The following is a 14361-nucleotide window of genomic DNA, read 5'->3' as shown; positions in this document are numbered from 1 at the left end:
TCTATTGGCTTTCGCGCACCATGTCCACGTGGGGGATGCCGGCTTCGAGAAACTCGCTGCTGACGACCTTGAAACCGTGGCGTTCGTAGAACGCGGTCGCGTGGACCTGGGCAGACAGCATCTGGCGCTTCAGACCACGCCGCTCAGCCTCGGCGATGGCGGCCTGCAGCAGTCGGTCGCCGACTTTCAGTCCGCGCCAGTCCTTGAGCACCGAAACGCGGCCGATGTGGCCGTCCGGAAGCAGGCGCGCGGTGCCGATAGCATAGTCCCGTTCGAAGGCAAGAAAGTGAACGGCGTCAGTGTCTTCGGTATCCCATTCCAGTTCCGGCGCGACGGACTGCTCGGCGATGAACACGGCCTCACGGATGCGGCGCAGGTCGGCATTGTCCTTCTGCCAGTCGGCAACGCGGACGTGTATTTCACTCATCGGCAAACTCCAGACTTCCTTGCTTGACCAGTTCCAGAAGAAGCTTACGCCCCTCGTCGTCGGCCAGCCATTGGCCGAGATTGTCCAGATGCAGCGCCTCGGCGGCGCAGATCAGTTTCAGCAGCTCGCGCAGGTTGGCCGGCAGCAGACGGCTCTGGCCGCTGGCGAAGAGTACCAGGCCGATATCCACCTCGGACCAGGCCAGGCGCGCGCTGGGGTTGCGGATCAGCACCGCACCGTCCTCGATGGCGCCGAGGAACTCCTCTTCGTCCATCTCGGCGCCGCCGACCAGCTCCGGATAACGCGGTTCGGTCATGAACTGGCCGAACCAGGTGAGCAGCAGGCGCTCGTCGCTCATGTGTTCGGCGAGCAGGGCCTTGAGACGGTCCAGAGCGTCGCGCTGGATCTCGTGGGGGTCGCTGGCTGGTGCGGTGCCGGCGTCGCTGTAGCGTTCTTCGTCTGGCAGGAACTGGGCGAGGAAGTCGGTGAAATGGGTCAGTACTTCGGCGGCGCTGGGGGCGCGGAAACCGACGGAGTAGGTCATGCAATCGTCTTCGGCAATGCCGAAGTGGGCCAGGCGTGGCGGCAGGTAGAGCATGTCGCCGGGCTCCAGGACCCATTCGTCGCTCTCCTGGAAGTCGGCGAGGATGCGCAGGTCTGCGTGGGGCAGCAGCGGGCTCGCGGCATCGCACATCTGGCCGATCTTCCAGCGGCGTCGGCCGTGGCCCTGCAGGAGGAACACGTCGTAGTTGTCGAAATGCGGCCCTACACCGCCGCCCGGCGCGGCGAAGCTGATCATCACATCGTCGATGCGCCAGCTCGGCAGGAAGCGGAACTGCTCCAGCAACTCGGCCACTTCCGGCACGAACTGGTCGACCGCCTGGACCAGCAGCGTCCAGTCCTTCTCGGGCAGGTTCTGGTAGGTGTCCTCGGCGAAGGGGCCGCGGCGCAGCTCCCAGGGGCGTTCGCCATGCTCGAGTACCAGGCGCGACTCGACTTCCTCTTCCAGGGACAGGCCGGCGAGCTCGTCGGGGGAAATGGGGCTCTCGAATCCGGGGATGGCCTGGCGGATCAGCAGCGGCTTCCGCTGCCAGTAATCGCGCAGGAATTCTCGCGCGGTGAGGCCGCCCAAAAGTTGAAGAGGAGTATCAGGATTCATATCTAAGCCTTTGAAATAAAAACGCCCGGCACAGCCGGGCGTGCAGGGGGGCAAAACCGATCAGATGCGCTTGGCCTGGGCTACTGCGTTACCGATGTAGCTGGCGGGGGTGAGCTTGCGCAGTTCGGCCTTGGCCTCGGCCGGCATGTCCAGGCCGTCGATGAACGTCTGCAGGGCCTCCGGGCTGATGCCCTTGCCGCGGGTCAGTTCCTTGAGTTTCTCGTACGGATTCTCGATCGCATAGCGGCGCATCACGGTCTGGATTGGCTCGGCGAGCACTTCCCAGCAGGCGTCCAGATCTTCAGCAATGCGTTGAGCATTGAGCTCCAACTTGCTGATTCCTTTGAGGGTCGCTTCATAGGCGATGACGCTGTGGGCAAAACCGACGCCGAGGTTGCGCAGCACGGTGGAGTCGGTCAGGTCGCGCTGCCAGCGGGAAATCGGCAGCTTGCTGGCCAGGTGCTGGAGCAGGGCGTTGGCGATGCCGAGGTTGCCTTCGGAGTTCTCGAAGTCAATCGGGTTGACCTTGTGCGGCATGGTCGAGGAGCCGATCTCGCCAGCGATGGTCTTCTGCTTGAAGTAGCCGAGAGAGATGTAGCCCCAGACGTCGCGGTCGAAGTCGATGAGGATGGTGTTGAAGCGGGCCACGGCATCGAACAGCTCGGCGATGTAGTCGTGCGGCTCGATCTGGGTGGTGTAGGGGTTCCAGGCCAGGCCCAGGTCGCCTTCGATGAATGCGCGGGCGTTGGCTTCCCAGTCCACGTCCGGGTAGGCGGACAGGTGGGCGTTGTAGTTGCCCACGGCGCCGTTGATCTTGCCCAGCAGCGGCACGGCGGCCACTTGGGCGATCTGGCGCTCCAGGCGGTAGACAACGTTGGCCATTTCCTTGCCGAGGGTGGTCGGCGAAGCGGGCTGGCCGTGGGTGCGGGAGAGCATCGGAATGTCGGCGAAGCGCACCGCCAGTTCGCGGATGGCGTCGGCCAGTTGGCGCATCAGCGGCAGCACGACCTGGTCGCGGCCTTCGCGCAGCATCAGGGCGTGGGACAGGTTGTTGATGTCCTCGCTGGTGCAGGCGAAATGGATGAACTCGCTGACCTTGGCCAGCTCGGGCAGCTTGGCGGCCTGCTCCTTGAGCAGGTATTCCACGGCTTTGACGTCGTGGTTGGTGGTGCGCTCGATTTCCTTGATGCGCTCGGCATGCTCCAGCTGGAAGTCCTCGGCGAGCTTGTCGAGCAGGGCGTTGGCTTCGGTGGAGAAGGGCGCGACCTCGGGAATGCCGGCATGGGCGGCGAGGCGCTGCAGCCAGCGGACCTCTACCTGGACGCGGCAACGGATCAGGCCGTATTCGCTGAAGATCGGGCGCAGGGCGCTGGTTTTGCCGGCGTAGCGGCCGTCTACGGGGGAAACCGCGGTGAGCGAGGAAAGCTGCATGAGTGCGTTCTCGGACAATCGGTCAACGAAAAGGGGCGCACATCATACATGGTTTTCGTCCCACTCGCCGCTTCCGCGCCATGGCGTTCGACACATGGCGCGCAGGGGGTCAACCGCGCAAGAGGGGGTAGAGCTCGTTGAGCAGCTTGCGGCGACTGAAAAGCAGCTGCCAGCGATTGCCGCCCAATTGGCGCCAGAGGCGCGCGGCGCGGATGCCGGTAAGGAGCAGGGCGCGAATCTTCGCGGCATTGCTGGACTGCTGCAGGTGGCGCATGTCGCCATGCACCTGGATGCGCTGGCGGAAGGTGCTCAGGGTGTCCTGGTAAAGGCTGGCGCAGGCGGCGATGACGTTGTCGTGCACCAGCCCGAAGTGCTGGACCTGTTGCTGAATCTGGTCGAGGCGAGTGCCGATGATGTCGAGCATGTCGCCGCGCTTGGCCAGCTGGCGCTCCAGGGTGAGCAGGGCAAGGGCATAACGCAGGGGCTCGCGCTGCAGGCTGGCGGGCTCGCGCTCCAGGGCGCTGGCCAGGGCCTTGTAGCCGTCGCGCAGGTTGAGGTCATCACCGCCGTAGACTTCCAGCGTGTCCTTCGGGTCCCTTACCAGCAGGCTGCCGAGCATGCAGCCAAGCGGCGGCTCGCTGATCTGGCCGGTCTTGGCGATGCGGTCCACCAGCGCGGCGGCTTCGAAGACGGCGCCGAGGGCGACCAGTTGTTCGCGGGTCTGGTTCATGGGCGTTTCACCTCGGCGTCCCAGGGTTCGGCGCTTTCGATCACGCCGCCGCCGAGGCAGATTTCACCGTCGTAGAAGACCACCGATTGACCCGGGGTGACCGCCCGCTGCGCCTCGTCGAACACCGCGACATAGCCGTCGGCGGTCTTCTCCAGGGTGCAGGGCTGGTCGCTCTGGCGATAGCGCACCTTGGCCTTGAGGCGGCGTGGCTGGCTGAGGTCGACCGGATTGACCCAGTAGATTTCGGAGGCCCGTAGCGCGCGCGAGAACAGCCAGGGGTTCTCGTTGCCCTGGCCGACGATCAGCACGTTGCGCGAGAGGTCCTTGGCCAGGACGTACCAGGGGTCGTCGCTGGCGTCTTTCATGCCGCCGATGCCCAGGCCTTGGCGTTGGCCGATGGTGTGATACATCAGGCCGTGGTGGCGGCCGATGACGTCGCCGTCGGTAGTCTCGATGTCACCGGGCTGGGCCGGCAGGTACTGCTTGAGGAAGTCGGTGAAGCGACGCTCACCGATGAAGCAGATACCGGTGGAATCCTTCTTGCGGGCGGTGGCCAGGCCGTGTTTTTCGGCAATGGCGCGCACTTCGGGTTTTTCCAGTTCGCCCACGGGGAACAGGGTGCGGGCGATCTGTTCGCCGCCCACCGCGTGGAGGAAGTAGCTCTGGTCCTTGTTCGGGTCCAGGCCCTTGAGCAGTTCGGTGCGTCCGTCGATATCGCGGCGGCGCACGTAGTGACCGGTGGCGATCAGGTCGGCGCCCAGGGACAGGGCGTAGTCGAGGAAGGCTTTGAACTTGATCTCGCGGTTGCAGAGGATGTCGGGATTCGGCGTACGGCCCGCCTTGTATTCGGCGAGGAAGTGCTCGAACACGTGGTCCCAGTACTCCGCGGCGAAGTTGGCGGTGTGCAGCTTGATGCCGATGCGATCGCAGACGGCCTGGGCGTCGGCCAGGTCGACCTTGGCTGTGCAGTACTCGGTGCCGTCGTCCTCGTCCCAGTTCTTCATGAACAGGCCTTCCACCTGATAGCCCTGCTCGAGGAGCAGGAGGGCGGAAACCGAGGAGTCGACGCCGCCGGACATGCCGACTATGACGCGGGTATTGGCTGGATCACGCATGGGAATCTGTACTGGCTGCTGAGCAAAAGCGGAATTCTATCAGGCTGGGTAGCGATCAGGCGACGCGGATCAGGCTGAGTGGGAAGCGCTCGCCCGCCAGGTAGTCGTCGATGCAGCGCAGGACCAGGTGGCTGCGCCAGCGGTCCTGTTCAGCCAGCAGTTCGTCGCGGGTCAGCCAGCGTGGGCCGATGATGCCGTCGTCCAGTGTCCGTTGCGGATGATGGCGCAGCGGGCGGGCGGCGAAACAGACACGCTGGTAGGTCACGCCATTGCTGGGTGCGGTGTAGAGGTAGATGCCGATGACAGCGGTCAGCTCGACCTCCCAGCCGGTTTCCTCCAGGGTTTCGCGCAGGGCGGCCTGGAGCAGGCTCTCGTCGGCCTCCAGGTGGCCGGCGGGCTGGTTGAATACGGCGCGGCCATCGGCCTGTTCCTCCACCAGGAGGAAGCGGCCCTGGTCCTCGATCACGGTCGCGACGGTGATATGGGGGTGCCAGGTCATTGGGGGGGGGCTCCGAATCAAGGTTCGTGCTGAAAAGGTGCCGGTAGCGCCAAAAAAGAAACCCCGGGCATGGCCCGGGGCTTCCTTCGACGTCCCGTGGCGATTAGGCCAGCAGGCTGTCGATTGCCGCGTTGAAGGTTGCGCTGGGGCGCATCACCTGGCTGGTCAACTCCGGATTCGAGCGGTAGTAGCCGCCGATGTCTACGGGCTTGCCCTGGGCGCCGTTCAGTTCAGCGACTATGGTCGCTTCCTGATCGGTCAGAGCCTTGGCCAGCGGCGCGAAGTGGGCCTTCAGCTCGGCGTCTTCGTCCTGGGCGGCCAGGGCCTGGGCCCAGTACAGCGCCAGGTAGAAGTGGCTGCCGCGGTTGTCGATCTCACCGACCTTGCGGGACGGCGACTTGTTGTTGTCCAGCAGCTTGCCGGTGGCTTCGTCGAGGGTCTTGCCGAGGATCTTGGCCTTGGCGTTGCCGGTCTTGATACCGGTTTCTTCCAGGGACACGGCCAGGGCCAGGAACTCGCCGAGGGAATCCCAGCGCAGGTAGTTTTCTTCAACCAGCTGTTGCACGTGTTTCGGAGCCGAGCCGCCGGCACCGGTTTCGTACATGCCGCCGCCCGCCATCAGCGGAACGATGGACAGCATTTTTGCCGAGGTGCCCAGTTCCATGATGGGGAACAGGTCGGTCAGGTAGTCGCGCAGGACGTTGCCGGTCACCGAGATGGTGTCCTGGCCACGCAGTTGGCGCTCCATGCTGGTGCGGATGGCTTCGTTGTAGCCCTTGATGCTGATGTCCAGGCCGGTCAGGTCGTGATCCTGCAGGTACAGCTCGACTTTCTTGCGCAGTTCGCGGTCGTGGGCGCGCTCCGGGTCCAGCCAGAAGATGGCGGGGGTGTTGGACAGGCGGGCGCGGGTAACGGCCAGCTTGACCCAATCACGGATCGGGGCGTCCTTGGTCTGGCAGGCGCGCCAGATGTCGCCGGCTTCGACCTGGTGCTGCATCAGCACGGTGCCGTCGGCGGCTACGACGCGCATGGTGCCGTCGGCGGTCATTTCGAAGGTTTTGTCGTGAGAACCGTATTCCTCGGCCTTCTGGGCCATCAGGCCGACGTTCGGCACGGTGCCCATGGTGGTCGGGTCGAAGGCGCCGTTGGTCTTGCAGAAGTTGATCATCTCCTGGTAGATGCGGGCGTAGGTGCTCTCCGGCATCACCGCCTTGGTGTCCTTCTGCTTGCCGTCCTTGCCCCACATCTGACCCGAGTTACGGATCATGGCGGGCATGGAGGCGTCGACGATCACGTCGCTCGGGATGTGCAGGTTGGTGATGCCCTTCACGGAGTCGACCATCGCCATTTCCGGGCGGTGGCTGTAGGTCTCGTGGATGTCATGCAGGATTTCTTCCTGCTGGGAGGCGGGCAGTACCTTGATCTTGTCGTAGACGCTGCTGATGCCGTTGTTCGGGTTGACACCCAGCTCTTCGAACAGCTTGCCGTACTTGTCGAACACGTCTTTGTAGTAGACGGTGACGGCGTGGCCGAAGACGATCGGGTGGGAGACCTTCATCATGGTCGCCTTGACGTGCAGGGACCACATCACGCCGGATTCCTTGCAGTCCTGCAGGGTCTGCTCGAAGAAGGCGCGCAGCTTGTTGCAGCTCATGAACATGCTGTCCAGGACTTCGCCGTCCTGCAGGGTGAGCTGCTTCTTGACCTCTACTTTGCCGTCCTTGCCAACGAACTCGATGCGGACATCACCGGCCTTGGCCATGGTGATGGACTGCTCGCTGGAGAAGAAGTCGCCGCCGCGCATGTAGTCGGCGTGGGAGCGAGAGGCCATGCTCCACTTGCCCATGGAGTGCGGGTGCTTGCGGGCGTAGGCCTTGACGGCGGCCGGAGCGCGGCGGTCGGAGTTGCCTTCGCGCAGGACCGGGTTCACGGCGCTGCCCAGGACTTTGGCGTAGCGGGCGCGGGTGTCTTTCTCTTCGTCGGTCTGCGGGTCTTCCGGGAAGTCCGGGATCTCATAGCCCAGGGCCTTCAGCTCGGCGATGGCACCTTTGAGTTGGGGGACGGAAGCGCTGATGTTCGGCAGCTTGATGATGTTGGCGTCCGCGGAGGTTGCCAGCGTCGCCAGGTAGGCCAGGTCGTCTTCGATGCGCTTGTCGGCCGGGAGCTTGTCGGCGAAGGAGGCCAGGATGCGGCCGGACAGGGAGATGTCGCGGGTTTCAACGTCGATGCCGGCTGAGGCGGCGAAGGCCTTGACGATGGGGAGGAGCGAGTAGGTGGCGAGCGCAGGAGCTTCGTCGGTGAAGGTGTAGGTAATCTTCGGACGGTTGGACATTAACGTTTAACTCTCTTCTTTTCTGGGCGTGCACAGATTCTCGAAGCGCATTGGTAGACGCATTCGCTCAATGTCGAAGTTGAGCTCAGCCGAGAATTGCCGCGGGGGTAATGAAGCGCCAGTAGAGCGTTGTACGGTTGCGCCATGGTGGTGGCCTGGCCGCGCGAGGACAGTGAGTCTGGTCCCAGACTGCTCGCCCCCGATGACTGTCAAGTCACGGCGCGCAGTATACCACTCCTTTGGGTGGGCTGACGCGGCCCGTGCTTTCGACTAATGAAGATATGGTCGATGACCGACCAACTGGAGTAGGCTCACGAGCTGCAAGAGCGTTCTCAACCACAACACGGAGCTCAGCATGGGATACCAAAAGATCCAGGTGCCGGCGGTCGGTGACAAAATCACCGTCAATGCAGACATGTCCCTTAAGGTACCGAACAACCCGATCATTCCCTTCATCGAAGGTGACGGCATCGGCGTCGATATCAGCCCTGTCATGATCAAAGTGGTGGATGCCGCTGTCGCCAGAGCCTACGGTGGCGACCGCAAGATTTCCTGGATGGAGGTCTATGCCGGCGAGAAGGCCACTCAGGTCTACGACCAGGACACTTGGCTGCCGAAAGAAACCCTCGAAGCCGTTCGTGACTACGTCGTATCCATCAAGGGGCCGCTGACCACTCCGGTCGGCGGTGGTATCCGCTCGCTCAACGTGGCGCTGCGCCAGGAACTGGACCTCTATGTCTGCCAACGCCCGGTTCGCTGGTTCGAAGGTGTGCCGAGCCCGGTGAAGAAGCCCGGTGATGTCGACATGGTGATCTTCCGCGAGAACTCCGAAGACATCTATGCGGGCGTGGAGTGGAAGGCTGGCAGCCCCGAGGCCGAGAAGGTCATCAAGTTCCTCACCGAAGAGATGGGCGTCAAGAAGATCCGCTTCACCGAGAACTGTGGCATCGGCATCAAGCCGGTTTCACAAGAGGGCACCAAGCGCCTGGTGCGCAAGGCCCTGCAATACGCGGTGGATAACGATCGGAGCTCCGTGACCATCGTCCACAAGGGCAACATCATGAAGTTCACCGAAGGTGCCTTCAAGGAGTGGGGCTACGAGATTGCCCGCGACGAGTTCGGTGCCGAGCTGCTGGATGGCGGTCCCTGGATGCAGTTCAAGAATCCGCGCACCGGCAAGAACATCGTGGTAAAGGATGTGATCGCCGATGCCATGCTGCAGCAGATCCTGCTGCGTCCGGCCGAGTATGACGTGATCGCCACCCTGAACCTGAACGGTGACTACCTGTCCGACGCCCTGGCGGCCGAGGTGGGTGGCATTGGTATCGCCCCCGGCGCCAACCTGTCCGACACCGTTGCCATGTTCGAAGCCACCCATGGCACCGCGCCGAAGTACGCCGGCCAGGACAAGGTGAACCCGGGCTCGGTCATCCTCTCTGCAGAAATGATGCTGCGCCACCTGGGGTGGACGGAGGCCGCCGACCTGATCATCAAGGGGACCAACGGTGCCATCGCTGCGAAGACCGTGACCTACGACTTCGAGCGTCTGATGGAAGGCGCCAAGCTGCTGTCCTGCTCGGAGTTCGGTGACGCCATCATCGCCCATATGTGAGCCTGGCGGCAGAAACAAAAAGGCCGGTCATCTGACCGGCCTTTCTCATGCCCAAGAGGTGGGGGCTCAGACTTCTACCGTGCTGCCCTGAGGTTGGCTGAGCGTGGCAGGCGCTTCGGTGGCGGCCGTGACCGGACGAATATTCACGGCATGCAGCCCTTTCGGGCCCTGGATGATATCGAAGCTTACCGGCTGTCCAGCCTTTAGCGTCTTGTAGCCGTCCATCTGGATGGCCGAATAGTGGGCGAACAGGTCCTCATCTCGGCCATCGGCCAGGATGAATCCATAGCCTTTGGCGTTGTTGAACCACTTGACCTTACCGCTAAGCATGCTGATATCCCTCTGCAAAGGACTCCATCACTGGAGTATCATCCACTTCGACTCCACGCCCTGAAGGCCGCCTTGGCCGCGCACGTGGAACCCCTGATACCCGAAGACGGGTATCCACTCGTTGTAACACCGTTTTGCCGTTAGTCAAGGCGTTCCCGGCGTCGCCTGAGAAACGGTTCAATGTCTTTACAGTGGCCGTTTTCACTCAACCATGACCTTTATTTCCAGCATGCATGCAAGCAGCCAGATTCGACTAACATTCAATCAGGACAGTCCGCAGCATCATGAGGACGACTCCACGGGCCTGGCGGTGCAGGAAGCCAAGCCGGCCCTTCAGGCGCCACCCATGTATAAGGTGGTGATGTTTAACGATGACTACACCCCAATGGATTTCGTGGTCGAGGTGCTCGAATTGTTCTTCGGTATGAACCGGGAACTGGCCACCAAGATCATGCTGACCGTGCATACGGAGGGTCGGGCGGTTTGCGGCGTGTTCACTCGCGACATTGCCGAAACCAAGGCCATGCAGGTCAATCAATATGCGAGAGAGAGCCAGCACCCGCTGCTCTGTGAAATCGAGAAGGACGGTTAACGCCGCCGCTTGGGTATGAGGTGAAGCCATGTTGAACCGCGAGCTCGAAGTCACCCTCAATCTTGCCTTCAAGGAGGCCCGCGCCAAGCGCCATGAATTCATGACGGTCGAGCACTTGCTGCTCGCCCTGCTGGACAACGAAGCGGCTGCCACGGTACTGCGCGCATGTGGCGCTAATATGGACAAACTGCGGCATGACCTGCAGGAGTTCATCGACTCCACTACCCCACTGATTCCGCAGCACGACGAAGACCGGGAAACCCAACCCACTCTAGGTTTTCAGCGCGTTTTGCAGCGCGCGGTATTTCACGTGCAGAGCTCCGGCAAGCGCGAGGTGACGGGCGCCAACGTGCTGGTGGCCATCTTCAGCGAGCAGGAAAGCCAGGCCGTATTCCTGCTGAAACAGCAGAGCGTGGCTCGTATCGATGTCGTCAACTACATCGCCCATGGCATTTCCAAGGTGCCGGGGCATGGCGAGCAACACGATCACGACCAGGAGATGCAGGACGAGGAAGGTGGAGAAGCCGCGGCTTCCGGCCATCCTCTAGATGCTTACGCCAGCAACCTGAATGAACTGGCGCGCATGGGGCGTATCGATCCCCTGGTGGGGCGTGAGCATGAGGTCGAGCGCGTTGCGCAGATTCTGGCGCGTCGTCGCAAGAACAATCCGTTGCTGGTGGGAGAGGCCGGTGTCGGCAAGACCGCGATCGCCGAAGGCCTGGCCAAGCGCATTGTCGACAACCAGGTGCCCGACCTGCTGGCCGACAGCGTGGTGTATTCCCTGGACCTGGGTGCGCTGCTGGCGGGCACCAAGTATCGCGGCGACTTCGAGAAGCGCTTCAAGGCTCTGCTCAACGAGTTGCGCAAGCGTCCGCATGCCATTCTCTTCATCGACGAGATTCACACCATCATCGGTGCCGGTGCTGCGTCGGGTGGAGTGATGGATGCGTCCAACCTGCTCAAGCCGCTGCTTTCCTCGGGGGAGATCCGTTGCATCGGTTCCACCACGTTCCAGGAATTCCGCGGCATCTTCGAGAAGGATCGGGCCCTGGCGCGTCGTTTCCAGAAGGTCGATGTCACCGAGCCCTCGGTCGAAGACACCGTGGGCATCCTCAAGGGGCTCAAGGCGCGCTTCGAGCAGCACCATCATATCGAGTACAGCGACGAGGCCTTGCGTGCCGCGGCCGAGCTGGCGGCGCGCTACATCAATGATCGTCACATGCCCGACAAGGCCATCGATGTGATCGACGAGGCGGGTGCCTACCAGCGACTTCAGCCGGAAGAGAAGCGTGCCAAGCGCATCGAGGTGGCCCAGGTCGAGGACATCGTCGCCAAGATCGCGCGAATTCCTCCGAAACACGTCACCAGCTCCGACAAGGAGCTGCTGCGTAACCTGGAGCGTGACCTGAAGCTGACCGTGTTTGGCCAGGATGCGGCGATCGACTCGCTGTCGACCGCGATCAAGCTCTCGCGCGCCGGTCTCAAGGCGCCGGACAAGCCGGTGGGTTCATTCCTCTTCGCCGGCCCTACGGGGGTCGGCAAGACCGAGGTGGCGCGGCAGCTGGCCAAGGCCATGGGCATTGAGCTGATTCGCTTCGACATGTCCGAGTACATGGAGCGGCATACCGTTTCGCGTCTGATTGGCGCGCCTCCCGGCTATGTCGGTTTCGACCAGGGCGGGTTGCTGACCGAAGCCATCACCAAGATGCCACATTGTGTGCTGCTGCTGGATGAGATCGAGAAGGCGCACCCGGAAGTCTTCAATCTGCTGTTGCAGGTAATGGACCACGGCACCCTGACTGACAACAACGGTCGCAAGGCGGACTTCCGCAACGTGATCCTGATCATGACCACCAACGCGGGGGCCGAGACTGCCGCGCGGGCGTCCATCGGCTTCACCTTGCAGGATCACTCGTCGGACGCCATGGAGGTGATTCGCAAGAGCTTCACGCCCGAGTTCCGCAACCGTCTGGATACCATCATCCAATTCGGTCGCCTGAGCCACGAAGTGATCAAGAACGTGGTGGACAAGTTCCTCACCGAGCTGCAGGCCCAGCTGGAAGACAAGCGAGTGCAGCTTGTGGTCAGTGACGAGGCGCGTGGCTGGCTGGCTGAGCGTGGCTACGATGCGCAGATGGGGGCTCGCCCCATGGCTCGCCTGATTCAGGACAAGATCAAGCGGCCGCTGGCGGAGGAAATTCTGTTTGGCGAGCTGGCCGAGCATGGCGGCCTGGTGCATGTTGATGTCAAGGATGGGGAACTCGATTTCGAGTTCGAAACCACTGCGGAAATGGCCTGAGGTCCCACAGGTACGAAAAAGCCCGGCATATGCCGGGCTTTTTTCATGACGATGTGATCAGCGGGCGCGGTAGGTGATGCGGCCCTTGCTCAGATCGTATGGCGTCAGCTCGACGCGGACCTTGTCACCGGTGAGGATGCGGATGTAGTTCTTGCGCATCTTGCCGGAAATGTGCGCGGTGACGACGTGCCCATTTTCCAACTCCACACGGAACATGGTGTTGGGCAGGGTGTCGATGACAGTGCCTTCCATTTCGAAGCTGTCTTCTTTCGACATGCAGTAAAGCCCTCGGTATTCAAAGATGAGCCCTGCCGCAGGGCGCGGCGGGCAAAAACGGCGTGCATTGTGCCCGAAAACAGCACTGCTCGCCAAGGGCTTCAGCTGAGCGTCACCCAACGCTGATTAACGAAGAGTTCGATCGGCCGGTACTGGGTCTTGTAATTCATCTTTCTGCAGTTCTTGATCCAGTAGCCAAGATAGACGGCCTGCAGCCCGAGGCGCGCGGTTTCGCCGATCTGCCAGAGAATGGCGTAGCGGCCAAGGCTGCGTCGTTCCTCATCGGGGTCGTAGAAGGTGTAGACCGCGGAAATACCGTTGGGCAGCACGTCCGTCACCGCGACGGCCTTCAATTCGTCATTCAGGCGGAACTCATAGAAACGGGAAAAGGGCAGGTCGCGCACCAGGAACGTGGAGAACTGGTCCCGGCTGGGCGGGTACATGTCGCCGTCTGAGTGGCGCTGTTCGATATAGCGCACGTAGAGCGCGTAATACTCCTCGGTGAAAGCCGGGCGCACGGCTTTCACGGTCAGGTCGGCGTTGCGCTTGAGAATGCGCTTCTGTTGGCGATTGGGAATGAACTGGTCGGCGGGAATGCGCGCGGGGACGCAGGCGTTGCAGCGCTGGCAATGCGGCCGATAGAGGTGGTCTCCGCTGCGGCGGAAGCCCATTTCTGACAGCTCGGCATAGACCTCCACATCCATTGGCTGGCTGGGGTCGAGAAACAGGGTGGTGGCCTGTTCCTCGGGCAGGTAGCTGCATGGATGCGGTTGAGTGGCATAAAACTTGAGGCGAGCCAGCTCGGTCATGAATCAACCCCCGGAGAACCCTTCAGCAAGTGTATGTCAGCCTGCGGGGCTCGCCTAGGCGATCCAGTCAGCGACGTTCGGCTGGTCCAGGTAGAGCTGCAGGTAGCGGGAGAATTTTTCCCGGCTGATGGTGCGCGCGCCGAAACTTTGCAGGTGTTGGGTGGGCATCTGGCAGTCGATCAGGACGAAGCCCCACTGATGGAGGTGCTGCACCAGCGTGGCGAAGCCGATCTTGGAGGCGTTGCTGGCTCGACTGAACATGGATTCGCCGAAAAACAGCTTGCCCATGGCCAGTCCGTACAGACCGCCAACGAGTTCGTCGTCCTTCCAGACCTCGACGGAGTGCGCTACGCCGCGATTGTGTAGTTCGACGTAGGCGGCTTGCATCGCGGGAGTGATCCAGGTGCCGTCGGTGTAGTTGCGAGGGCCGGCACAGCCTTCGATGACGGCTCCGAAGGCCTGGTCGAAAGTCACCCGGAAGCGCTGCTGGCGCAACTGCTTGGCGAGGCTGCGGGAGATGTGGATTTCCTGGGGGGTTAGCACGGTGCGCGGGTCTGGTGACCACCAGAGGATGGGTTGGCCTTCCTGGTACCAGGGGAAGCAGCCGTGGCGGTAGGCCCTAATCAGTCGCTCGGGGGAAAGGTCGCCGCCGGCGGCAAGCAGGCCGTTGGGTTCGTGCAGGGCACGCCCAAGAGGGGGGAAGTCGAGGGAGTCGCGTTGCAGCCAAGTGAGCATGGGAGGGGAGGGCGG

At 62.4% G+C, this 14361-nt stretch carries 14 protein-coding genes; 3 read left to right on the top strand and 11 right to left on the bottom strand.

Features of this window, described 5'->3' with window-relative positions:
* Position 1: 1 nt before the first annotated feature.
* The 7 genes from PJW05_RS14425 to PJW05_RS14395 all read right to left on the bottom strand — a co-directional run bounded on the left by PJW05_RS14425 (position 2) and on the right by PJW05_RS14395 (position 7693).
* Complete coding sequence (locus tag PJW05_RS14425; protein WP_271407699.1) at positions 2 to 427, bottom strand: GNAT family N-acetyltransferase; 426 nt, start codon at positions 425 to 427, stop codon at positions 2 to 4.
* Complete coding sequence (locus tag PJW05_RS14420; protein ID WP_271407698.1) at positions 420 to 1586, bottom strand: ribosomal protein uL16 3-hydroxylase; 1167 nt, start codon at positions 1584 to 1586, stop codon at positions 420 to 422. The genes PJW05_RS14425 and PJW05_RS14420 overlap by 8 nt, the downstream gene beginning before the upstream one ends.
* A gap of 60 nt (positions 1587 to 1646) precedes the next feature.
* Positions 1647 to 3017: an adenylosuccinate lyase gene (purB, locus tag PJW05_RS14415; protein WP_271407697.1), complete on the bottom strand. Its 1371-nt coding sequence runs from the start codon at positions 3015 to 3017 to the stop codon at positions 1647 to 1649.
* A 109-nt stretch (positions 3018 to 3126) separates the two neighbouring features.
* Positions 3127 to 3747 carry a high frequency lysogenization protein HflD gene (gene hflD / locus PJW05_RS14410; RefSeq protein WP_271407696.1) on the bottom strand — a complete coding sequence of 207 codons (621 nt, stop codon included), beginning with the start codon at positions 3745 to 3747 and terminating at the stop codon, positions 3127 to 3129.
* On the bottom strand, positions 3744 to 4862 hold the full coding sequence (gene mnmA, locus PJW05_RS14405; protein ID WP_271407695.1) for a tRNA 2-thiouridine(34) synthase MnmA: 1119 nt from the start codon (positions 4860 to 4862) through the stop codon (positions 3744 to 3746). Before mnmA ends, hflD begins: the two co-directional genes overlap by 4 nt.
* Positions 4863 to 4917: 55 nt before the next feature.
* Positions 4918 to 5361, bottom strand: coding sequence for an NUDIX hydrolase (locus PJW05_RS14400; RefSeq protein ID WP_271407694.1), 444 nt, complete (start codon positions 5359 to 5361; stop codon positions 4918 to 4920).
* 103 nt (positions 5362 to 5464) lie between these two features.
* Positions 5465 to 7693: an NADP-dependent isocitrate dehydrogenase gene (locus PJW05_RS14395; protein WP_271407693.1), complete on the bottom strand. Its 2229-nt coding sequence runs from the start codon at positions 7691 to 7693 to the stop codon at positions 5465 to 5467.
* Positions 7694 to 8048: 355 nt separating this feature from the next.
* On the opposite strand from PJW05_RS14395, the gene icd reads away from it, so the two are divergent.
* Entirely contained in the window at positions 8049 to 9305 is a 1257-nt protein-coding gene (icd, locus tag PJW05_RS14390; protein WP_271407692.1) for an NADP-dependent isocitrate dehydrogenase, read from the top strand.
* Between the two features lie 66 nt (positions 9306 to 9371).
* Here the strand turns inward: icd and cspD are convergent, their stop codons facing one another.
* Positions 9372 to 9635, bottom strand: a complete 264-nt coding sequence (gene cspD, locus PJW05_RS14385) for a cold shock domain-containing protein CspD (protein ID WP_271407691.1) — start codon at positions 9633 to 9635, stop codon at positions 9372 to 9374.
* Between the two features lie 229 nt (positions 9636 to 9864).
* Between cspD and clpS the strand changes: the two genes are divergently transcribed.
* Together clpS and clpA are read left to right on the top strand one after the other, a co-directional pair.
* On the top strand, positions 9865 to 10227 hold the full coding sequence (clpS, locus tag PJW05_RS14380; RefSeq protein WP_271412226.1) for an ATP-dependent Clp protease adapter ClpS: 363 nt from the start codon (positions 9865 to 9867) through the stop codon (positions 10225 to 10227).
* 28 nt (positions 10228 to 10255) lie between these two features.
* Positions 10256 to 12526, top strand: a complete 2271-nt coding sequence (gene clpA, locus PJW05_RS14375) for an ATP-dependent Clp protease ATP-binding subunit ClpA (protein WP_271407690.1) — start codon at positions 10256 to 10258, stop codon at positions 12524 to 12526.
* A gap of 57 nt (positions 12527 to 12583) precedes the next feature.
* Here clpA and infA read toward each other — a convergent pair whose 3' ends face one another.
* The 3 genes from infA to aat form a co-directional block, all read right to left on the bottom strand.
* Entirely contained in the window at positions 12584 to 12802 is a 219-nt protein-coding gene (gene infA / locus PJW05_RS14370; RefSeq protein ID WP_016492441.1) for a translation initiation factor IF-1, read from the bottom strand.
* 101 nt (positions 12803 to 12903) lie between these two features.
* Positions 12904 to 13611: an arginyltransferase gene (locus tag PJW05_RS14365; RefSeq protein WP_271407689.1), complete on the bottom strand. Its 708-nt coding sequence runs from the start codon at positions 13609 to 13611 to the stop codon at positions 12904 to 12906.
* A gap of 54 nt (positions 13612 to 13665) precedes the next feature.
* The gene (gene aat / locus PJW05_RS14360) at positions 13666 to 14346 is read right to left on the bottom strand and encodes a leucyl/phenylalanyl-tRNA--protein transferase (RefSeq protein WP_271407688.1); all 681 of its coding nucleotides are present in this window, start codon (positions 14344 to 14346) and stop codon (positions 13666 to 13668) included.
* Between the last annotated feature and the right edge of the window lie 15 nt (positions 14347 to 14361).

Origin of the sequence: Pseudomonas sp. Q1-7 (assembly GCF_028010285.1) — a bacterium.
GTDB lineage: Bacteria > Pseudomonadota > Gammaproteobacteria > Pseudomonadales > Pseudomonadaceae > Metapseudomonas.
This window is presented reverse-complemented; position numbering and strand designations above follow the sequence as displayed.